Source organism: Streptomyces sp. NPDC059443, assembly GCF_042750105.1.
Lineage (GTDB): Bacteria > Actinomycetota > Actinomycetes > Streptomycetales > Streptomycetaceae > Streptomyces.
The window spans coordinates 17,430-37,106 of the sequence record NZ_JBHYVM010000005.1 but is presented as its reverse complement, the minus strand read 5'-3'; the positions used below and the strand labels follow the sequence as shown (position 1 = coordinate 37,106).

The 19,677-nt window shown below is 70.2% G+C and carries 18 protein-coding genes and 2 pseudogenes; 10 read left to right on the top strand and 10 right to left on the bottom strand.

Annotated features, from left to right (window positions below; all coding sequences use genetic code 11):
• Positions 1-33 precede the first annotated feature (33 nt).
• Positions 34-801 carry a hypothetical protein gene (locus ACFXDJ_RS06090; RefSeq protein WP_384653475.1) on the top strand — a complete coding sequence of 256 codons (768 nt, stop codon included), beginning with the start codon at positions 34-36 and terminating at the stop codon, positions 799-801.
• Here ACFXDJ_RS06090 and ACFXDJ_RS06085 read toward each other — a convergent pair.
• Both ACFXDJ_RS06085 and ACFXDJ_RS06080 read right to left on the bottom strand, forming a co-directional pair.
• Positions 773-2,080, bottom strand: a complete 1,308-nt coding sequence (locus tag ACFXDJ_RS06085) for a sensor histidine kinase (RefSeq protein WP_384847984.1) — start codon at positions 2,078-2,080, stop codon at positions 773-775. The two genes, ACFXDJ_RS06090 and ACFXDJ_RS06085, sit on opposite strands and share 29 nt — an antisense overlap.
• A gap of 6 nt (positions 2,081-2,086) precedes the next feature.
• A complete protein-coding gene (locus ACFXDJ_RS06080; protein WP_384847981.1) occupies positions 2,087-2,782 on the bottom strand; it encodes a response regulator transcription factor in 696 nt (231 codons plus the stop codon).
• Positions 2,783-2,957: 175 nt separating this feature from the next.
• Between ACFXDJ_RS06080 and ACFXDJ_RS06075 the strand changes: the two genes are divergently transcribed.
• The 8 genes from ACFXDJ_RS06075 to ACFXDJ_RS06040 all read left to right on the top strand — a co-directional run bounded on the left by ACFXDJ_RS06075 (position 2,958) and on the right by ACFXDJ_RS06040 (position 12,746).
• Positions 2,958-3,398, top strand: coding sequence for a hypothetical protein (locus ACFXDJ_RS06075; protein WP_384847978.1), 441 nt, complete (start codon positions 2,958-2,960; stop codon positions 3,396-3,398).
• A gap of 172 nt (positions 3,399-3,570) precedes the next feature.
• Entirely contained in the window at positions 3,571-5,178 is a 1,608-nt protein-coding gene (locus tag ACFXDJ_RS06070) for a purple acid phosphatase family protein (protein ID WP_384847975.1), read from the top strand.
• Positions 5,179-5,350: 172 nt separating this feature from the next.
• A complete protein-coding gene (locus ACFXDJ_RS06065) occupies positions 5,351-6,238 on the top strand; it encodes a hypothetical protein (protein WP_384653485.1) in 888 nt (295 codons plus the stop codon).
• Positions 6,239-7,413: 1,175 nt separating this feature from the next.
• A complete protein-coding gene (locus tag ACFXDJ_RS06060) occupies positions 7,414-8,448 on the top strand; it encodes an NlpC/P60 family protein (RefSeq protein WP_384653487.1) in 1,035 nt (344 codons plus the stop codon).
• Positions 8,427-8,651 (top strand): hypothetical protein, encoded by a 225-nt coding sequence (locus ACFXDJ_RS06055; protein WP_384653489.1) that lies wholly within the window; start codon positions 8,427-8,429, stop codon positions 8,649-8,651. Before ACFXDJ_RS06060 ends, ACFXDJ_RS06055 begins: the two co-directional genes overlap by 22 nt.
• An 84-nt stretch (positions 8,652-8,735) precedes the next feature.
• Positions 8,736-9,176, top strand: coding sequence for an NUDIX domain-containing protein (locus ACFXDJ_RS06050; protein WP_384653490.1), 441 nt, complete (start codon positions 8,736-8,738; stop codon positions 9,174-9,176).
• Positions 9,177-9,842: 666 nt separating this feature from the next.
• Positions 9,843-10,802: an esterase/lipase family protein gene (locus ACFXDJ_RS06045; protein ID WP_384653492.1), complete on the top strand. Its 960-nt coding sequence runs from the start codon at positions 9,843-9,845 to the stop codon at positions 10,800-10,802.
• Positions 10,803-11,426: 624 nt separating this feature from the next.
• The gene (locus tag ACFXDJ_RS06040; RefSeq protein ID WP_384847972.1) at positions 11,427-12,746 is read left to right on the top strand and encodes a DUF4419 domain-containing protein; all 1,320 of its coding nucleotides are present in this window, start codon (positions 11,427-11,429) and stop codon (positions 12,744-12,746) included.
• 117 nt (positions 12,747-12,863) lie between these two features.
• On the opposite strand, the gene ACFXDJ_RS06035 is transcribed toward ACFXDJ_RS06040, so the two are convergent.
• The 4 genes from ACFXDJ_RS06035 to ACFXDJ_RS06020 form a co-directional block, all read right to left on the bottom strand.
• On the bottom strand, positions 12,864-13,259 hold the full coding sequence (locus ACFXDJ_RS06035) for an Imm50 family immunity protein (protein ID WP_384653496.1): 396 nt from the start codon (positions 13,257-13,259) through the stop codon (positions 12,864-12,866).
• Positions 13,252-13,764: an Imm50 family immunity protein gene (locus ACFXDJ_RS06030; RefSeq protein WP_384653498.1), complete on the bottom strand. Its 513-nt coding sequence runs from the start codon at positions 13,762-13,764 to the stop codon at positions 13,252-13,254. The genes ACFXDJ_RS06035 and ACFXDJ_RS06030 overlap by 8 nt, the downstream gene beginning before the upstream one ends.
• 248 nt (positions 13,765-14,012) lie before the next feature.
• Positions 14,013-14,483, bottom strand: a complete 471-nt coding sequence (locus tag ACFXDJ_RS06025) for a hypothetical protein (protein ID WP_384847970.1) — start codon at positions 14,481-14,483, stop codon at positions 14,013-14,015.
• A 130-nt stretch (positions 14,484-14,613) separates the two neighbouring features.
• A complete protein-coding gene (locus ACFXDJ_RS06020) occupies positions 14,614-14,796 on the bottom strand; it encodes a hypothetical protein (protein WP_384653502.1) in 183 nt (60 codons plus the stop codon).
• A 209-nt stretch (positions 14,797-15,005) separates the two neighbouring features.
• Here ACFXDJ_RS06020 and ACFXDJ_RS06015 point away from each other — a divergent pair, with 209 nt between their 5' ends.
• A complete protein-coding gene (locus tag ACFXDJ_RS06015) occupies positions 15,006-16,133 on the top strand; it encodes a Kelch repeat-containing protein (RefSeq protein ID WP_384847967.1) in 1,128 nt (375 codons plus the stop codon).
• A gap of 52 nt (positions 16,134-16,185) precedes the next feature.
• Here the strand turns inward: ACFXDJ_RS06015 and ACFXDJ_RS06010 are convergent.
• The 4 genes and pseudogenes from ACFXDJ_RS06010 to ACFXDJ_RS05995 all read right to left on the bottom strand — a co-directional run.
• Positions 16,186-16,542, bottom strand: a pseudogene (locus ACFXDJ_RS06010) (class I SAM-dependent methyltransferase); the annotation flags it as partial.
• Between the two features lie 119 nt (positions 16,543-16,661).
• Positions 16,662-17,645: a helix-turn-helix domain-containing protein gene (locus ACFXDJ_RS06005; RefSeq protein WP_384653506.1), complete on the bottom strand. Its 984-nt coding sequence runs from the start codon at positions 17,643-17,645 to the stop codon at positions 16,662-16,664.
• A 248-nt stretch (positions 17,646-17,893) separates the two neighbouring features.
• Complete coding sequence (locus ACFXDJ_RS06000) at positions 17,894-18,562, bottom strand: hypothetical protein (protein ID WP_384848337.1); 669 nt, start codon at positions 18,560-18,562, stop codon at positions 17,894-17,896.
• Positions 18,563-19,163: 601 nt separating this feature from the next.
• Positions 19,164-19,592, bottom strand: a pseudogene (locus ACFXDJ_RS05995) (AAA family ATPase); the annotation flags it as partial.
• Positions 19,593-19,677 lie beyond the last annotated feature (85 nt).

Sequence of the window (19,677 nt, the reverse complement as noted above, 5' to 3'; positions counted from 1 at the left end):
GCACGCGGCGTGAGGGCCCCCGTCGTCCCGGCGGTGCGCGCCATCGGGCGTGCCGCGCTCGCCGCTCGTCCGGTCGCTCTCGCCGACGCGGTGGCGGAGGCCGGGCTGCTCACCCGCCACGACCGGATCTATTTCGTGCCGCACGATGTCTTCCCGGGCGTGGCCTCTCAACTGACGGCCCCTGGGCGGCCGGGCGGGGCGTTTCGGGCGCTGTCGATCAACGGGCGCCGCTGGTTCCGCCACCACGTCGTCCACTACGACACCCCGGGGCTGGAGTTTTACCGCGATCGCGGCCTGGAGGGTGAGAGGTTCGATGCGTCCCAGAGGCTCTATGAAGAGTCGGGTACACGGCAGTTCGAGGTCAAGGTGACGGGGTGGCGGGGTGATGTCGTCAAGCACCGGATCGGGCTGGAAGGCGCGGGCGGCTCCTTGAGTGCGTCCGCTCGTGACTTGCTGGCGGAGGTGCTGGACGATGCGTACGGTCTTGGGGTGCCCGGGCATTTCCAGCCGGTCGTCGCCACGGATTTCCAGCGGGCCACCTTCACCGTGGCCGGAGTGCGGATCACCTGCGATGCGGGGCACACCGTCCGGGACTTGGAAGCGGGAACCTCGGTACGCGCCGATACCGGTGTGGTCCGGGTCGTGACGAGGACGGCGGGGCCGCCGACCGCGGCGGATGTGCTGCTCGCTCCGTTCGCTTCGCGGGGCGCCGATGTCGCCACCTATCGCGGTGCGCTGGGTGAGCTTCGGCCGGAATTGCCGGTCGACGCCCTCAGCGGGGCGGGCCGAAGCTCGCGCTGACGCGGGCGCCCGCGCCGGGCGGCCCCAGTTCGATGGCGCCGCCCGATTCCTGTGCCGTGCGGCGGACGATGTCCAGGCCCAGGCCCGTCGAGCCCGCTCCGCTGTGCCCGCGGTCGGTAACGTCCTGAGCGGGAAAGCCCGGTCCGTCGTCCTCCACGGTCAGCAGGCCGCCGCCGTCGGTACGTCGGCCGACCGTGACCCGGAAGCCGGTGCCGTGCGGGGTGTGGTCGAGGACATTGCCGATGAGGGCGTCGAGTACGGCGGACAGGTCGGCCTCCTCCACTCCCACGATCACCGGCGCGGCCGGTGTGTTCAGCCGTAGCGTGCGCTCCTGGTCCTCCGCCAGCGGAAGCCAGAAGGCGCCGCGTTCCCGGGAGAGCGCCGCAAGGTCGCAGCGGGCGGCGGCGGCTTCGCGCAGGGGGCGGCGGGCGGTGCGTATCACCTCGTCCACGCTGCGCTCCAGCGCCATCACCGAGGCCGTGATGCGTTCGGCTTCGATGCGGTCGCGCAGCCCTTCCGCATCCAGTCGGAGCGCGGCGACCGGGGTGCGCAGGCGGTGGGCGACATCGGCCGCGTTCTCACGTTCAGCCTTCAGAAGCTCCCCGATGCGGGTGGCGAGCTGGTTGAGCTCGACTGCCACGAGCCTGAGTTCGGGGGGCCCGGACGGTTCGGCGCGGGCGGCCAGGTCACCGCGTGCAAGCCGGTCGGCCACTGCGGCCAGGCGCCGCGTGGCGCCGACCACGCGGGCGCCGAGCCGGTCGGCCACCAGCAGGCCGAGCAGGATCAGGGCGGCGCCGAGACCGGCGACGGTGAGCCAGGAGGCCAGTACGCCGTCGTACAGCTGCTCATCGCCGACGGTGACTTCAATGACGGCCGTGCCCTCTTCGTGGCCGTCCCGGAGGACTCCTTGGACCGGAACCAGGACCACCCGGCCGCCGCCGGCGGGCGCGTAGACGAACGTGCGGCCGGTCCGGGCCAGCCGGACGGCGTCAGTGACGGGCGCGGGCGCGCCGAGCACGTGACCGTCCGGCAGCACCACCGAGATACGGGGGAGGTCGGGTCCGATCGCCCCGGCGAGCACAGCCTCCACCGTCTCGGTCCCGTCCGGCCGGCCCAGTGCTCCGCCCACGGCAGCGGCGAGAGACTGGGCCCGCTGGGTGGCGTCGGCCAGTGCCTGGTCCGCGGCGTGGCTGCGGGTGAGCAGCGCCAGGGGTACGAGCAGTGCGATGAGTACGAGGGCCGTCGTGGCGGCGGTGAGCAGCAGCAGCTGGCGGCGCATCGTCGGCTAATCCGCTTCCGTACCGGCCGGTGCGGCCAGCTTTACGCCCACGGTGCGGATCGTGTGCAGATATCGCGGGAACTGCGCGGTCTCGCCCAATTTTCTCCGCAGCCAGGACAGATGGACGTCCACTGTCTTGTCGGCGCCGCCCAGCGGCTGCTGCCACACCTCGGCCAGCAGCTCACGCCGGCTCACCACCTGCCCGGCCCGGCGGGCCAGGAAGCACAGCAGATCGAACTCGCGCGGCGTCAGATCGAGAGCCTTCCCCTCCAGTGTTACCTCGCGCGCGGCGACCGAGAGGACGAGGTCTCCGACGCGGAGGGGCAGCTCTGGTTCGGGCGGCCCGAAGCGCCGCAGCACCGCCTTGACGCGTGCGTCCAGCTGCGCTGCCCCGAAGGGCTTGACGATGTAGTCGTCGGCCCCGTCACCGAGGGCCGCGACCATGTCGGGCTCCTCGTCCCGGGCGGTCGCCACGATCACGGGGACGTCGCTGACCGCGCGCAGCATCCGCAGCACCTGAACGCCGTCCACATCCGGCAGCCCCAAGTCCAGCACCACCAGGTCGGGCCGGTCGGTGACCGCCGCGTCCAGACCTGCCATGCCGGTCGCGGCGGTGGCGACCGCGTGCCCCCGGTCGCGAAGGGCCCGCATCAGCGCATCACGCAACTGCGGGTCGTCCTCGACGACAAGGAGATGGGCCATCGAGGCAGCGTATGCAGCACCCGCAGACCGTCGCATCCCCCGTCTCGATCATTGGACGGGCTTAACCCGGCGTTAGGGCATGGCAGGGGATGCTGGACCCGTGCCATGGCGATCACAGGTGAATGAGACGGGCAAGCCCAAGAGATGGCGGAACGCCGCTACGGTCGCGACCTGGGTGGGTGCGATGGCAGTGGCGGGCGCTCTGGGGGCCTGGTCCATCGCCCATGTCGAACCGAGCGACGGGACCAACGCGTCGGCGCCTCTGGACGATGCACATGTACGACGGGCCCTCGCGGATGCCGCCGCCCCGGCGCATGCGGCTCAGCCACCGCGGCCCCAGGACGGCTCGGCCGCGACAGGTACATCAACACCGGGTATCCGCGAGAGCATTCGGTTCCAGGGCGGCAGCGCGGTCGTCGAATGCCACGACGGCCGGATCTACCTGGTCAGCTGGAGCCCGGCCGCCGACTTCACCCTGGACGAGGTTTCCCGCGGGCCTGCCGAGAGCGCCGCACTGAGACTGGATCAGGTCGGCGGCCACACTGGCGACCTGACCGTCACCCTGCGCTGCACGGCCGCCGGATACCCCGTGGCCTCAGTACACAGGGAAGCCTGACGCGCCTGATGCCGCGGCCCGGCTACAGTTGCTCACTTCTGGGCAAATAGCCGATTCGCCGGTTCCTCTGAGTCCGTTCACCTCGTGTTGGCCGCCTGTCCGAGTCCCGCTGGTGCGCGTGTCGGTCGCCGCTGTGAGCCTTCGGACGATTTCCGGACTCAGGAGGCCGAAAGTGTCACATCCCTCGCGCAGAACCGTTCTTCGCGGCACGGCAGCGGCCGGCGCGCTCGCCGCCGTGCCCGCCTCGGCGCTGCTCTGGAGCCAGCCCGCCGTCGCCGGCACCGCCGGGCCCGAGCAGGTGCACCTCCAGTACGGCAATGAGCCGTCGCGCGAGATGACGGTCTCCTGGGCGACGGGTGGTTCGGTGCGCCGGCCCAAGCTCCGGCTGGGCACACCCCACGGCGGATTGGGGCGTACGGTCGAGGCCGAGACCCGCACCTACGTCGACGGCCTGAACAAGGTCGAGACGTACACCCATCACGCCCGACTGCACGGGCTGCGACCCGACACCGCGTACGTGTACGAGATCTTGCACGACGGCGCCGCCCCGGTGCGCGGCACCTTCCGCACCGCGCCCGGCCGCGAGCGGGCGGCGTTCAGGTTCACCAGCTTCGGAGACCTCGGCACGGGAGACGCCTCCTGGAAGAAGTCGGCACTGCACGGCGCGGCCGCCGTGCACCAGGTCGAACAGTTCAACCCGCTCTTCCACCTCCTCAACGGCGACCTGGCGTACGCCAACAACAACCAGGAGCGCCAGCCCCAGTGCTGGGACGCCTTCATGAACAACATGTCGGCCTCCGCGCGCAACAGGCCGTGGATGCCGGCCCCCGGCAACCATGAAGTCGAAGCAGGGGGAGGCGAGCTGGGCTACGCCTCGTACCACACCCGGTTCGCCCTGCCGGACAACCAGACCCGCGACTTCTGCGGCAACTGGTACAGCTTCCAGGTCGGCTCGGTCCTGTTCCTCTCCGTCGACGGCAATGACATCGCCATCGAGGACGACGCCAGCATCGACCCGGCCACCGGCCAGTCCGTGTACATCAGCGGCTACAGCGAGGGCGCCCAGCTTCGCTGGCTGGAACGGACACTGGCCCGCGCCCGGGCAGGCCGGGAGGTGGACTGGATCGTCGTGTCGATGCACCAGTTCGCGATGTCCTCATCCGCAGCCAGCCACGGCGGTGACATCGGCATCCGCGAACAGCTCCTGCCGCTGTTCGACCGGTACTCGGTCGACCTGGTCCTGTGCGGTCACGACCACGACTACGAGCGCACCCACCCGGTACGCGGCACCGACCCCGGCAGCCTCCTGCGGCCCAGCGTGGTCGATGACCGCCTGGACGAGATCGATACCTCCAAGGGAACCATCCACCTCATCCTGGGCGGCGGCGGAACCGCCTCCCACGACGACGTCTACCTCACGGACCCCGACGGCAGCGGCGTCCCCGATGCCTTCGTACGCACCAAGCGGCTCCCCTTCAAAGCCGACCCCGACGCCAAGGAGAAGGCCACGTGGTCGGCGGTCCGCGACCCGGACACCGCCTACCCGTACGGGATGGCGGTCTTCGACGTCGACCCCGGGCATCTCCCCGGCGGCCGCACCACGATCACGGTCAGCTACTTCCACACCCCCACGGCGACCGCGGCCAACCCGTTCCCCGCCCCCGTGCTCTTCGACCGCTTCACCGTCCACCGCAACCGCCGCGACGGCTGGAACTCACACGACCGCGACCGGGAAACGGCCTCCGCGACAGGCGCACCCCAGCCCCCGCGCGGACGCTAGAAGAATCCGTCCAGGGTCCCAGCCTGACCGCTCGGCCGGCTGTGCGGGGCCGTCGCTGCTCGGCCTCACCCCGCGGCAGCGAGTGCCTATCGAATTCGCTCCTTCGGGTAGCGATCGGCTCCGACGGCCGGGAACAGCCGGCCGGGGCCGCCGGCGGTGGCACGATGACCCGGTGGACACCACGGACGTCGCGGCGCAGCGCGACCAGGTCGGATACGTGCTGCGCAAGCTTCCCCAGGTAACCCTGCTGTTTTGGGTGTTGAAGACGGTGGCGGTGACCCTGGGGGAGACCGCCGGCGACCTGCTGGGCATCACTTTCGGGGTCGGCTACGTGACGACGGCCCTGCTGTTCCTGGCCTTCTTTACGGCTGTCGCGGTAGCCCAGGTGCGGGCCGGGCGCTTCCACCCGGCCCTGTACTGGGCGGTGATCCTCGGCACCAGCATGGTCGGCACCGAGATCTCCGACTTCCTCAACCGTGGCTTCGGGCACGGCAGCGCTCCCGACGGCATCGGCTACGCCTGGGGCGCGGCCCTTCTCACCGGCCTGCTCGCCGGGGTGTTCGCGATGTGGTGGCGCACCGGGCAGACCCTCGACGTGGAGAACATCACCAGCCGCCAAGGAGAGATCCTGTACTGGATCGCCATCCTCGTCTCCAACACCCTGGGCACCTCCAGCGGCGACTGGCTGGCCGACGACACCGGGCTGGGATTCCGCAACGCCTTCTTCCTGATCGCAGCGATCATGCTGCTGATCGTCGCGGCATACCGGTTCACCGCCGCCAACCGGACCGTGCTGTTCTGGCTCGCCTTCATCCTGACCAGGCCGCTGGGTGCTGCGGGCGGCGACTCACTGACCAAGCCGACCGCCCAGGGCGGCCTCGGCTGGGGAACACTGTGGGGATCGGTGGCGTTGCTCGGTTCGCTCACCGCGTTGGTCGGCTGCCAGATCTGGCAGGTCCGCCGGCATCCTCTGGCTCCGCTCCCGGCCCCGTACGACCGCCGCACCGGCCTGCCCCAGCACCCCAACGCCGCCCCAGCGAGCGGCGATTGGCGCCGGTAGTCGACCCGACACAGATCTGACGTTCGCGCCCGGCAGCACGGGGCGCCAAAAATGCCAGGTCTGGGATCGGCCGTCAGCGCGGAGCTGGTGACGCCCCGGAGAAACTGCCCATCACTCCGGTTACCAGCAACGAGCTCACGAGACTCGCCGACCTGTACCAGTCCTCACTCGACTGGGACCACCCGGCGGGTCCCTCGCCCTGAACCCTTGAGCAACAGGAATCGTTCCAGTGTGAGGCCAATGCAGTACTCGAAGCGTTGCGCCGCGACCTGGGCGACGGCTGGACGGTCGAGGACCGAAGAGGCTGAGCCACGCCTGCCTCCTGTTTTCAACGGGTTGTTTTGGGGTCTGGCAGCGATCACGGGGACTTGTGACGCTCGGTGGTAAGACCGCTCTTTCCGGTGAGACAGGGCAGCCTTCTCCCGGCTTGAGGGAGCGATGCGGCGAACGTGTGCGATGTTCGAGGAGCGCAACGAGCAGGACTTGCCGCGGTGGCTGGTCCCTCGGTGCCACCTGAGCTCCAGCGGAGGGTGAGTCCGGCGGTTACCGCGTTGAGGCCGTTATCCAAGCCGCGGGCGAAGCTGGTCAGTCCAGGTAGTTCGGCCGTGAGAGTCTCATCGATCCAGGCGGGCAGCAGGACTCCGGTCTGCTGGGTGAGCATGTCACCAAAGTCGCGGACCAGGTCGTAGGAGGTGGCCAGTTCAGGGCAGGCGCCGAGGACTGTCTTGAGCTGGAGGACTTCGTCTTCGGTGAGTGACCTGGGGCAGCGTGTGAGCCAGCCGGTAACCTTCCGCACGCTGGGTGGAGCTGCTGGCGGCTGGGGCATTCGACGGGGCTGGTCAAGCTGATGGCGTGCCCAGGCGTGCAGGGTGGAGTAGCTACCTTTCCAGCCTTGCGCGGCGAGTTCGCGGTGGAGGGTGGTGAGCGGGACTCGCCCGTGTGTTTCAGCCATGCGACGGATGAGGTAGGCGCGGTGTGCGTCCAGGGTGCTGCCGCGGCGGTGGCGGCCGGGCGAGACATGCTGCCAGTGGTCGGCGCGGGCGTACCGCTGGACGGTGTGGCGGCCCCACCCCAGGTGCCGAGCGATGACTCGGAGGCCCATCCCCTGTTCCAGCAGTCCGTGGACCAGCGCATGATGGGCTTGGAGCCGTGCGGCAAGTCGGCCGTCGCCGCGTGTGCTGTCGGGGCAACGGCCGGGGAGGCGGCTCCCACGCGGTCCAGCTGAGGACTGCACGAACGCTCTGGGGGCGGATCCGCAGCACTGGTGCGACTGTTCGTCGCTCGTACAGCAGGCGTACAGGGCGGCCGGGGTCACCATCCCGCGCGTGACGTACGACCAGGTCAAGCTGCCCGGCCAGGTCGGCCTGGACGATCCGAAGCCGGGCGACCTCGTCTTCAACGCCGGATCCGACGGCTCGGCCGCCAGCCCGGGGCACGTCGGCATGTACATCGGGTCCGGCCTGCTCGTGGAGTCCCCGCGCACGGGGGTCCGTACGCTGCTCGTCCCGTACAGCAGCTCGCGGAACTCGACGAACTGTATGACCCGGGACCGCCATCCGCCGGGTGGTCGCCTGGTGACCGGCACAAGCACAGGAACTCCGATGCACGACGAGCCCTTCTTCCGTCCCTGGGGCGTCGTCGACCCCCGGTTCTGGACAGGCGCGGAGCCCGAGGAGGCCGCCGAATCCGTCTCCCCGTTCGAGGGCGAGGCCGCGGCTGTGAGCGGAGAGGTCGCCGCCCAACTGGCCGCCGTTCAGGCGGCCGCGTCCACCGACCTAGCCCGCGCGCACGTCCTGGCGGAGGAGCTCGACGCGAAGCTCACCGCCACGTACGGCGAAAGGCACATCGAGACGGTCAGGGTCCGGGAAGTCCGCGCCTACCTCGTACATCTGACTGGCCGCCACCATGACACCGCGGTGGACTGGTACCTTCACGTCGTCCACCTCCACGTTGGCCTCCACGGCCCGGAACACCCGGAGACGGCCCTCGCGATCCGTCAGGCGTACAGCCTGCGGAAGGCCCTCCCCACCCCGGACGCGCTCCGCCTCGCCCGGGTCCAGAACGAGCTGCGCCCGATGCGCGAGGCCGGGTTCACCGTCATAAGCGACCGCTACCTCGCCTCCTCCCTCGTCCTCCAGCGCCTGGACGGCGTCGCCGAGCAGTTCGTGCTCGACCTGCACCGCGAGTCGTGCTGCCCGACCTCGCCGTGATCCTCACCGCCGATCCGGACGTGATCGCCGCCCGCCTCGCCACCCGGGGCGTACGCCACCGCTTCCACCACGACCCGGACGCCCCGAGCCGCGAGCCGCGAGCCGCGAGCTGGAGCTGTACGCGGAAGCAGCCCGGACCCTGGGAACCATGGGCGTACGAGTCCTCGTGCTCGACTCCACCACGCTCGCCCCAAAGGACGTAGCGCACCGAATCGCCGACGCGCTGCCCCTGCCCGGCGGTAGCTTCTAGGGCAGCCCCAACAGACCGACGACCACACGGTGAACCCATGAGCCCCACACCCGCAGCCCCCGTAATCGACACGCACGTGATCCTGCGCGACGGCGACATGATCCTGCTGTCGCAACGCGGAGGCCCGTACGGCCACGGACGGTGGCACGCCCCTTCCGGCAAGCTCGACCAGGGCGAGCCGCTCACCGTCGGCGCCGCCCGCGAGCTCCGCGAGGAGACAGGCGTCGAGGTCGACCCCGAGCACCTTCGGCTCGTACACACCGTGCACCACAAGCAGAGCGGGGCGGTCGAACGGATCGGCCTGTTCTTCCTCGCGACGGAGTGGCACGGCGAGCCGGTCAACCGCGAGCCCGCGAAGTGCCTCGCCCTGACGTGGTTCCCGATCGACGCCCTGCCCGAGGACATCATCGAATACCCCGCCGCCGGCCTGTACGGCTACCTCAAGAACGCCGACGGCCTGACCGAACACGGCTGGTGACGCCGCCCCCCATGTCAGAGGCTCACATCACCTTGCTCGGCTCGAGCCCTGTGGACGTCGTCGAGGTGCCTTGCTTGCCGCCGCGCGAGCAACTCGTCGATGGGTTCGAGAACTCGATCCCATGCGCGCTCAGCGCTCTGTGACTGGTCGGGAGTTCGTGCATAGCCCTGAGCTGCGGTGATCGCCTTGTCGTAGAGGTCGCGATCCGTTGGGAGGGCGGTCGACCGCTCACGTCGCAACCACGCGATCAGCCAAGGCATGTCCCGGGACCAGCCCGGGTTCGCCAAGGAGCGCACGCGCAGATATCCCAGTTGGTCCCACCATCGGCGGCTGTGCCACTTGCGTGAGCCCGCGGGCGGCAGACCTGGGGGTAGGTCTTTCACGGACCCATATTGCCTGGTGGCGGCACTTGGGACTATGGGGTTGCCGTTCAAGTGTTTCCTCCCTTCAGAACCTCCCGCCTCGCGTGCATACTGGGGGCCCAGAAAGTTACCCAGGGTTACGCGGCCGACGCTCCGGGACTCTCCTCGGGCGTCACCGGGGCCGGGTCTGACGGTGCGCCATCCGGTGGGGACGTCGGAGGGGGTCACCCGAGGTTCCCTCTTCGGTCGGCACCCATGTGAAACATCGCGCGTGGCCCGAGTCCCACACCTCTCAGGAGCCGTCTTGCGCATACCGAAATATGTCACCGCCGTCTGCGCCACCGCCGTGGCGACGGTCTTAGCCACGTCCACGTCCGCGGCCGCGGCCGCGGAGACCGGACCTGAGCAGGACGATTTCCTTCCCGCCATGGTCCATTCCATCCTCCACCTCGACATCGATCCGCCCAGCGCCAATGACTGGAACTGCCGTCCCAGCGCCGCCCACCCGCGCCCGGTCGTCCTGGTGCACGGGACCTACGAGAACCGCTACAACAACTGGGCCCGGATGTCTCCCGAGTTGAAGGCCCAGGGCTACTGCGTCTACGCCCTCGACTACGGCGACACCGACGACGCCGGAGTGGCTCTCGCTCCCACCGTCAAGGGTTACGGAGACATCAAGAAGTCCTCCAAGGAGCTGGCCGCCTTCGTGGACAAGGTGCTCGCTGCCAGCGGCTCCGGCCAGGTGGACCTCGTCGGCCACTCCCAGGGCGGGACCCTGGCCCGCTGGTATCTCAAGGCCGACGGAGGCGCGAACCCGGCCGACCCCTCGAAGAACAAGGTCAAGAAGGTCGTCGAGCTCGGCGCGACCAACCACGGCACCACCATGAGCGGCTTCACCACCCTCGCCGACAAGCTCCACATACTGGAAGCCGGGGCGAAGCCCCTCGGGGAGGCGGGCGTCCAGCAGTACGTGAAATCCGACTTCATCAAGGAGCTCAACGCCGACGGCGACACCGTTCCCGGGGTCGACTACACCGTGATCGCTACGAAGTACGACGAGATCACCACCCCCTGGCAGACCACGTTCATGACGGCGGGCCCCGGAGCAACGGTGCAGAACATCACCTTGCAGGAGGGCTGCTTCGTCGACTTCTCCGCCCATCTGAGCATGTCGTACAGCCCGCGTGCGATCGGACTGGTCAAACAGGCCCTGGACCCCTCTGCCCCGGCGGCTCCCTGCGTGCCAAGGGCGCCCGGCTTCTGATTCCCGGCCCGAAGGTCCGCCTTGGCCGATCTCGTGTCGGCGGCGCTTGAATCGTGACCCACCCCTCGTGCAGGTGGGCCGTTCGGGGTCATCCCCGCGTGCGCGGGGAGCAGGCTTGCTGACCTGCCACTTTAGGTCGACACAAAGGCGTTCTGAAGCACTTTCACCGAATCCGACATATCCGACAGCTTGATCTGAGGGAACAAGACCACCCACCGCTCCTCCCAGCTCCAAGGCCGGGAGAGGTCAACGGCTGCTCCGAACCAGTCCCCAGGTGGCGGTGACGGCGCAGGTGCTGGACCTCCTGCCCCCAAAGGGTCTAGCGGCTGCGGCCACCCTCACGCTCGCCGCCGGCCCGGGCGCCTCCGTGGGCCGCACGGCGAACGTGTTCGGTGCCTGCACGACGGACTTCGCCCGTTCCTCGCACGTACACGGGGCTACGGACGACGGCGGCTGCGGCACCCGGTCCCCGGTCCCCGGTCCCCGCGTTCCGAGTAGGAGGGGCCCGGTGGTGCGTACGTAAGACCGCCAGGCGATCCTACGTACGCGCCAAGTTCTGGCTGCCCGGCCCGTCGAATGGACGGGACGGGTACCAGAGCCGATCACTGTCTCCGGGGGATACCGATGGCTGTAGAGATGGACCTGCCGCTCGGCGAGGACGCCGCCGCTGATCGGCTCGCTTCCGAGCTCACCGAACTCGGCAACGACCGTTTCCTGCGGGCGGTACTCCCCGGCCGGGCGCACGTCCACCACCGCAGCACCGACCGCCTCGTCGGCTGGCCCACCGATGCTCCGGAGTCCGCCGAGCCCGCCTCCAGCCTGCTGCTGCGTGCCATCCATCTGTGCTTCACGGCCCACTTGCCGCTGAGCCTCTCGCCCGACCTGCTCTGGTACGCCGTAGTGCACGAGGTGGCCGTCCACGTCCGCCTGAACTCCGACGCGTACGCGGGCCTTTTCACCGAAACGCCCGGGCACCAGCAGTCCATCACCGTCCGCGACGACCTCGCTCCGCTGGACTGGGGACGCTCGATCGACCTGGTCCAACAGCCCCTGCGCGCCCGTGTCGGCGACGACGTGGCCGACCTGTTCCAGCCCGCCTTCTCGACCACCGCCCCCACCGACGCCACGGTTGCACTCGTGGCGCTGATGGACGTGGTCAGCCCGTACTACCGCTTCCGCTGGGTCACCCTCTGTGGAATTCCCCGGATCCGGCTGGAGGGCACCGACCGGGACTGGCGCCTGCTGGCGGGCCGGGTACGGGAACTGGAAGGGTGGTTCGACGGCCTGCGCCCGTGGTTCACCGCCCTGCACCCGGTACTCGACGCGATCAGCGCGGCGGCTGCGGGGTGGGGTACCGACCAAGCGTTCTGGCGTTCGCTCTACAAGTGGGAGTCGGACTCCGGCGGCGACCGGGTCACCGGCTGGATCAACGCCTTCTTCGCCCACCGGTACACCGTCGACGGACCGTCCCCCAAGCGGTCGTTCGGTCCGGGAACCACCGACGAGGAGGACTTCCCCTCGCACGTGTCCCGCGTACCGTTCCGCTGGGAAACGATCGTCGGGACATCCGAGATGGCCTTCCTCGGCGGCGTGCTCGGCATCGAACGCGAGGGCGAATGGATCCGTCCGCGCCTCGGCCACGCCGTGGTGGAGCTCCTCCCCGACACCGAGCCCCGCGACGAGCGTCTGCCCGAGCCGTGGACCATGGCCGACATCCAGCGCGTCACCGGATGCCCGGAGGCCCAGCTGCTCACCGCCCTCGGCAAGGTGACCCTTGACGGCGAACCCCTTCGCGCCGACTACGCGATCAATCTGCGGGGCCTCTGCGCGGTGAGGGCCGGCAACGGTGACTGGTACCTAGGCGACCTCGTCTCCGATGCCGGCGACATCCAGTGCTGGGGCAACTACGGCCCCGACCTCGGCATCGCGCTACGCGCGCTGTGAGCCCGCGGGGTCGGCCGCGAACGGCACGACACGACCGACACCGGTGGCGTCCCGCCGACCTTCACCGCGCGGGTGAAGCTCCCGGGGTACCGGTCTGTTCTTGACCGGTGAGTGCTGTCACTGCGATCGGCTCCACAGGCGTCCGACTGGACGCTCGGCGCGGATCTCGGTGGCCTCGAAGGACACGCGCTTGTCCTGGCCGGCGAGCACGACCGTGTTCCCCGTGAGGGTGGCGGTGGTCGTGGGCCAGCCGGACCAGCCGTCCACCTCGAAGTTCTTCACGCCGATGCAGACCAGGACGAACTCGACCGCGTTGTGCCCGCGCGCCCGCCACAGGTCCGCGGCGGCGTCCGGGACGGCGAAGGCGGAGAACCTCAAGGTGACCGACGCTGCGCGTTCGTCGATGAGAACGGAGGTCAGGTCGTAGGCACTCAGCGGTGGCGGGGGTGAGCCGAGAACGTCGCGGACCGTCTCGGGTTCGGTCACCTCGGCGGACCAGTCGTTGTCACTCATAGAACGCCTTCGCGGTCGTGGGAGGCAGTACGTGGTGCAGATGCCGGTCGATGCGGCTCTCGAACCAGCGCTGAGCAGTATCGGGGTCCGCGTCGATGGAGCGGTACGCGTTGAGACGGCCGGCCTTGAGGCCGGCGAAGGCGGTGAAGTCCAAGGAGAATTCCGCTCCACGCACCGCGACCCTGATCCGGCGCTCGTGGACCTGGACGAGGGGGCTGAGCTCGACGTCGACCACGGTGCGGTCGGGAATGCCCCGCATCCGCAGATCCTCGCCCACGGCCAGGAACTCGATCTGGGCCTCGAACCGGTCGCAGCCCGCCTCGGTCCACGTCAGCGGGGCGCGGTCCGGAAAGCGCGGAAACTCCATCCGCAACGTCACACCGGGGCCGTAGGGGCTCAGGTGGACCGACCTGAGGACCATATGCTCCAGGGGCGGCAGCTCGGCATAGAGCACGGTCAGCCGCTCGGCGTTCACCAAGAGCTCGGACCACGTGTCGGCCGACATGGATGGGCTCCTCTTCTCTGGACAACTCGCGCTCGGCGAGGCTGACCCGATCATCATCCAAGGGGTGGCCAGAGAGCTGGAAGCGCCCCTGAACTGCGATGACAGGCCAGCATTCGGAGTCGCTGATCACTTGGGCCGCGATCACCCTCATGACCAGGCGAATCACCAGCCGACAGTCCCGCCGGGCCAGCCAACCAGCCTCCCGCGAACACACACGCGACTGACCGCGGCTACACCCGCGACCGCACTCACGCGCAGTTGGGGCACTCGGCGACGTGGGTGGCGTGTAGGGACTTGATCAGGGCAAAGTCTCGGTCGACGATACGACTGGAGGACGAGGCGATGGCGCCGAGTCCTACCCGCTTACCGTTCTTGAGGACCAATCCGGGAGCCTGAGCCGGGGCCAAGCCCGGACCAGCACCGGTGCTGACCGCGTCGATCGCACACCACGGAATGACCTTCGATCGTTCGAGGCCACGTTCGGTCAGACCCGTGGAGTAGATCTCTACACCCAGGCCCCGGCTGCGGAACACAATCCAGAGACCGCCCGCGCCAAGGACGACGTAGAGCACTATGCCGAAGGGATCTCCGGCGAAAGATCCGCTGATCAGCGCCCCAGCGGCCAACAGTGCGAACACACACCCCACGAGGAACAGGACAATCTGCTGCCCCGGCCTGTGGATAGAGGAGGGTATCGAGCTCGGCGAAGTGGGCTCCATGACCACGACCCTAAGCCGCAGCCATACACCGCGTACGGGTTTCCAGGGTCGCAAGATCAGCGATGGAGCCCATCGATGTGTACGCCGACAGTCATGCCCAGATTGGGAGCAGGCGCCACGTACTCGGTACTCAGAACCCGTCGCCCCACCCGAAGGTGACGTTGTACGCGCGCTGGAGTGCGTGCCGGCCATGGTCCCCGTCGGCGTAGGCCCACGCGAGGGCTGCGGAGAACCAGAGCAGAAAGACTCCGCTGACGATGCCCAGAGCTACCAGCTTGCCGTACCAGCGGAGGAGGACCAGGGCGACAGTCACGATTGCCGCGCCGAGGTGGGCCCCCCGCGAGTCGAACGACTCAGCCTTGCGCGCCTCTCGGCGTTCGGCCCGTTCTACCGCCGCCTTTTACTCCAGGCGCTGTGTCCTGCCAGGGCCAATGGTGGGTGACTCGCCGGTAGGCGGCCGGGTCCCGCGGCGCGGCGTGGGACATCCCCCGGGACGTTCCCGCCCGACGAAGGAGGAGACGAGTGCCGCCCACGCGCACACCACCCCCCGCCCGCTCCCGGAAGAAGTGGCGGGGGCGACTCGCCCTGGCCGCCGCACTGGCCGCTGCCGCGGTCCTCGCCGGGATACTGCCCGCAGCCGCCAGCAACGGCACGATCTGGACCACCCTGCCGAGCATGCCCACGCCCCGGCGGGACCACGCCTCGGCCGTCGCCCCCTGTCCGCCCGGCCAGACCGGCGTGTGCGTCTACAGTCTGGGCGGGCACGGCGCCGATGGTGACCTGGCCAGGGCGGAGTCGTACAACCGGATCACCAACGCCTGGTCCACGCTCCCGCCCATGCCCACACGGCGCCTTGGTGCGGCGGCAGTGGCCGCTACCTGCCCGCCCGGCCAGACCGGAACCTGCGTCTACGTCATCGGCGGCGAGATCCTCGTGCCGGAGAACGCGATCCCGCAGTCGGTGGTGGAGTCCTACAACCCGGTGACCAACGCCTGGAGCACTGTCACCCCGCTACGGACGGCGCGCTTCGGTCTGGCAGCCGCGGCGGCCCCCTGCCCGGCGGGCCAGGGCGGTACCTGCGTCTACGCCGTCGGAGGCAGCAACAGCAGCGGCCCGCTGGGCACGGCGGAGTCGTACAACCCCACGAACAACTCCTGGAGCACAGTGACCGCGATGCCCACGCCCCGAGGGTTCCTGGGTGCTGCGTCGGCGGCCTGTCCGCCGGGGCAGTCCGGCACCTGCGTGTATGCCACTGGTGGCTTCAACAGCAACTACAGCGGCGCGGTGGAGTCGTACAACCCGGCCACCAACGCCTGGAGCCCGGTGGCTTCGCTGCCGACGGCCCGGACCGGCGCAGCCATGGCGGCCTCCACCTGCCCGCCCGGGCAGAGCGGTACCTGCCTCTACACCGTGGGCGGCCTCGACCAGACCGGCATCCTGGGCACTGTCCAGTCGTACAACCCCGCCTCGAACCTCTGGACAGACCTGCCCCCGCTGCCGACACGCCGTTTGAGTCCCGCCGCGGCCGCCATGCCGTGTCCCGTGGGCGTGGCCGGCAACTGCGTCTACACATCCGGTGGTTTTACCGCCACCGGCGACTACACGGGCATGCTGGAGGCCCTCGACCCTCCGGACCCGTCGAAGCTCTGATCCGGCCTCGGTGAACTCGCCTCTTCCGCCGCCGAATCCCTGACCCAGGCGGTTAGAGCCCCGGAGCCGTGCGGCGCGGGACGCGGAGGGAGTCCGTGACCGAGACCTCCTCGAAGGCGCCGGAGGCCAGCGCGCGGAGGTAGATCCGATACGGGGCCTGGCCGCCGTCGGCCGGGGCGGGGAAGACGTCGTGGATGACGAGGGTGCCGCCCACTGAGACGTGCGGGGCCCAGCCCTCGTAGTCGCCCGTGGTGTGCTCGTCCGTGTGGCCGCCGTCGATGAAGACCAGCCCGAGCGGGCCGCCCCAGGCCGCGGCGACCTGCGGGGACCGGCCGACGATCGCGATGACGTGGTCCTCCGGGCCGGCGCGGTGCAGGGTCCGGCGGAAGGTCGGCAGGGTGTCCATCACGGGTAAACCGAAGATCGCCTGGAATAACGAAGCCGCCCGCGCAGTGCTGGTTGATGCGCTGGTCACCGACGCCCTCAATCGCTCGAAGGTCCGCTCATCCGGGGTCACGGGCCAACCGACTATCGGGCCATGCCGACACTCGTGCTCAAGCTGGCCCTTCGGTGCTCGGTCGGAGTGGTCCCGTAAACCTCCCGGAAGGCGCGGCTGAACGCGCTGACGCTGGAGAAGCCCCAGCGGAGCGCGATCATCTGCACGGGCTGCCTGCTCACCTCCGGGCGCTCAAGGTCCGCACACGCCCGTTCAAGTCTGGCCTGACGGATGTGCGCCGCCACGCTCAAAGGCTGGTCGGCGTAGAGGTTGTAGAGGGTGCGCAGGGAGACCCCGTGTCGGTCGGCCACCGCCTGCGGCGTCAGGTCCGGGTCGCCGAGATTGTTCTCGATGAAGCGGTAGATCCGCCGGAGTGCCTCCTGCTCACGGGCCTCGGCAGGCGCTTGACCAGGGTCACCGAGTTGTCGTGCGAGAAACGCGGTTGCCAGGTCCAAGGTGACGGACCCCATCCCACGCAGCTCCTCCGGACTGCAGCTCGGGCCGCGTGTGAGGAGCGTCTTCAGGAAGTCAGCGAGGATTGCCCCCGACCCCGCGCTTGCGGCCAAGTTCTGCGCGAGGAGGCGGTCCACGCGGTCTGAGCTCAATGCCAGGGCCTGACGTGGAATCTGCATGACCACCGTCTCGACCTGCCCTCCTCTGCATTCCCCCTCGCTCGGCCGTGAGGTGTCCGTGAGTACGAGTCCCCCCGCGACCACCGATTCGTTGCTCCGCTGAGAAATCCTGAAAGCACCTTGAGTGATGAGCGCCAGCTGCAAATGCTCGGGATCACCACGCCGGACGTGACTCAACGTGCGCCGCGAGAGCACTGGTGAACATGCCAGGGCAGACAGCTGCACCACGCCGAGATCCAGGTACGTGAAGCTCGCCCGGAAGTCGGCCGCATGCCGGGTGCTGAGCGTGACGGGCATCACATCAGTGGACACCGCCTCGCAAAACCAATCGAACCTGTCCTCGCACGCCCCGACAGCATCCGATGCAACCGGCAATTCCAACACGATCCCCACACCTCGACGCAGCAGCGCTCCAGCCCCCTACCGGTTGCCGCCCCGCCATGCTTCATCCACACCCGCTGTGACCAATTATCAGACACCTGCCTTCGACACGCGCCCAACCCGTTCTCGGCGTTCACAGACTCCGGACTGCGCCGTCGTCTTCTCGCCGGCCCCCGCCATGCCGGCTCCGGCGCCCTGGCAGCCAGTCCTGTACCGCAGGATCCCCGTCGGCGGCCTGCTCGGCGCGCGGGTCAGCGCGCCGAAGGACGGTGGCCGAGGCCTTCGTCGCCAGGAGTCGGCGCGAGCGCAGGGCGGAGCGGCGCGGCAGAGGCTGGTGCCGGAACCGGAGCCTGCGGAGGCAGGGGCCTGTCCTGCCCGCCTCGAAGAGCAACTGCGCGTTCCTCTGCCTCGTGGGCGTGGTGGACGGGGGCCGCGGTGCGCATCTCCTCGCGCAGGGCGGCCTCCTGTCGCAGACCGGTCGCGCACGCGCGGTGCCGTTCGGCCGTGCTGCGCTGTGCCTCCGCGTCGGCGCGCAGCTGCCGGGCGTCCTCGGCGAGCCCGGCGTCCATGCGGGCGGCCAGCTCCGGGACGCGGTGCCGCATCGCCTCCAGGACGGCGGCCATCGCCTGCGCGTCCCTCGGCAGGGTCCAGGTCCCGCGCGGCGCGAGCAGGGAGGTGTGCGGGTACGCAGCCAGGGTCTGCCCGGCCTCGCGCAGCGCCTCGGCCGAGGCGCGCGTCGCGCGGGCCGCTTCGGCGAGCCCCTCGGCGCGCCGCGCGGCCGCCTGCTCCTCGGCCTGCCGGGCCGTCAGGTGCGGAGCGGGCAGGTGGCCGTAGGGGCGGCCGCGCCAGGTGGCGTACGCCGGTTCCTGCGCGGCCGGGGCCGGGAACGCGGCCGCCCGGACGAGCTCGTCCGTGACCATCGCGTCCGAGGGTGCGGGAGTCGGCGTGTAGCCCGTAGGCGATGGCGACTTCGGCCGTCAGGCCCTGTGCGGAGGCGACGGTCATGGCGTTCGCGTGGGTGAGACGGCCCCCGGCGATGTCCCGGACGGACATCCAGGCCGCGTGCGTGGCGAACCCGCCGTCCGCCGGACGCGACGTGCTGCGCCACTGGACGCGTACGCCCCGGCGCTCGTCCACGGCCAGGACCACGCCGCGGAAGCCGTTGAGGACGTCGACCGCGCCCGGGTCGCGCCGGCTGCGGTAGTCGTTGCGGCGGATGTGGACCAGGTCCCCGGGGGCGAAGGCGATCCGCTCCCCGCCCGCGACCGCGTACGTACGCCCCAGCTCCAGTTCTCCGGCGGCTACGAGGGCTGCCCGGGCACCGGTGTTGAGGGCGGCGGCGTCCGCGCGGCGGGCGGCGAGGAGCAGGAGCTCGGCGACCTGGCCGTGCGGGTCGCCCGCCCAGCCGGTGCGGGCCTCGTTCCAGGCGCCGAGCATCGCCGTGAGGGCCTCGGCGGCGGTGTCCTCGGCGTGGACGCGGCCGTGGGCGGCGAAGGCGGCGAGCGCGCTCGTGCGCCCGCCGGCCCGCCAGTCCTGGAGGGCGGCACGCTCCACGATGTCGCGCTGGCGGCGGTTCTCGGTGAGCTCCAGGCCGCCGACCAGGCGGTGGACGCGGGCGAAGCCGCCGCCGATGCCGACCGCGCGCAACTGGAGCGGGTCGCCGACGGCGACGACCTTGGTACCGGTACCGGTACCGGTACCGGTACCGGTACCGGCCGCGTGCCGCAGGAGGGCGGCGAGCGCGCGGTCGTCGACCATCGCGGCCTCGTCGATGACGAGTACGCCGACTCCGTGCAGGCCCCGGCCTCCGCTCACCTCGCGGGTCCGGGCGGCGACGGTCCGGGACTCGATGCCCGCCTCGGCGGCCAGGTTCGCGGCGGCGACCGCGGCCGTGGAGGCGCCGACGACGCGCAGCCCGGCGGCCTCCCAGCCGGTCCGGGCGGCCTGCATGAGGGTGGTCTTGCCCGCGCCGGCGACGCGATGACCGCGTCGACCGCGTGACCGGCGGTCAGCAGCCGCGTCACGACGGCGCGCT

Bases quoted from the DNA above. Each gene is read 5' to 3' on its own strand.
- ACFXDJ_RS06085 (WP_384847984.1), bottom strand. From the start codon at position 2,080: ATGCGCCGCCAGCTGCTGCTGCTCACCGCCGCCACGACGGCCCTCGTA.
- ACFXDJ_RS06080 (WP_384847981.1), bottom strand. From the start codon at position 2,782: ATGGCCCATCTCCTTGTCGTCGAGGACGACCCGCAGTTGCGTGATGCG.
- ACFXDJ_RS06050 (WP_384653490.1), top strand. From the start codon at position 8,736: ATGAGCCCCACACCCGCAGCCCCCGTAATCGACACGCACGTGATCCTG.
- ACFXDJ_RS06040 (WP_384847972.1), top strand. From the start codon at position 11,427: ATGGCTGTAGAGATGGACCTGCCGCTCGGCGAGGACGCCGCCGCTGAT.
- ACFXDJ_RS06035 (WP_384653496.1), bottom strand. From the start codon at position 13,259: ATGAGTGACAACGACTGGTCCGCCGAGGTGACCGAACCCGAGACGGTC.
- ACFXDJ_RS06030 (WP_384653498.1), bottom strand. From the start codon at position 13,764: ATGTCGGCCGACACGTGGTCCGAGCTCTTGGTGAACGCCGAGCGGCTG.
- ACFXDJ_RS06025 (WP_384847970.1), bottom strand. From the start codon at position 14,483: ATGGAGCCCACTTCGCCGAGCTCGATACCCTCCTCTATCCACAGGCCG.
- ACFXDJ_RS06000 (WP_384848337.1), bottom strand. From the start codon at position 18,562: ATGGTCACGGACGAGCTCGTCCGGGCGGCCGCGTTCCCGGCCCCGGCC.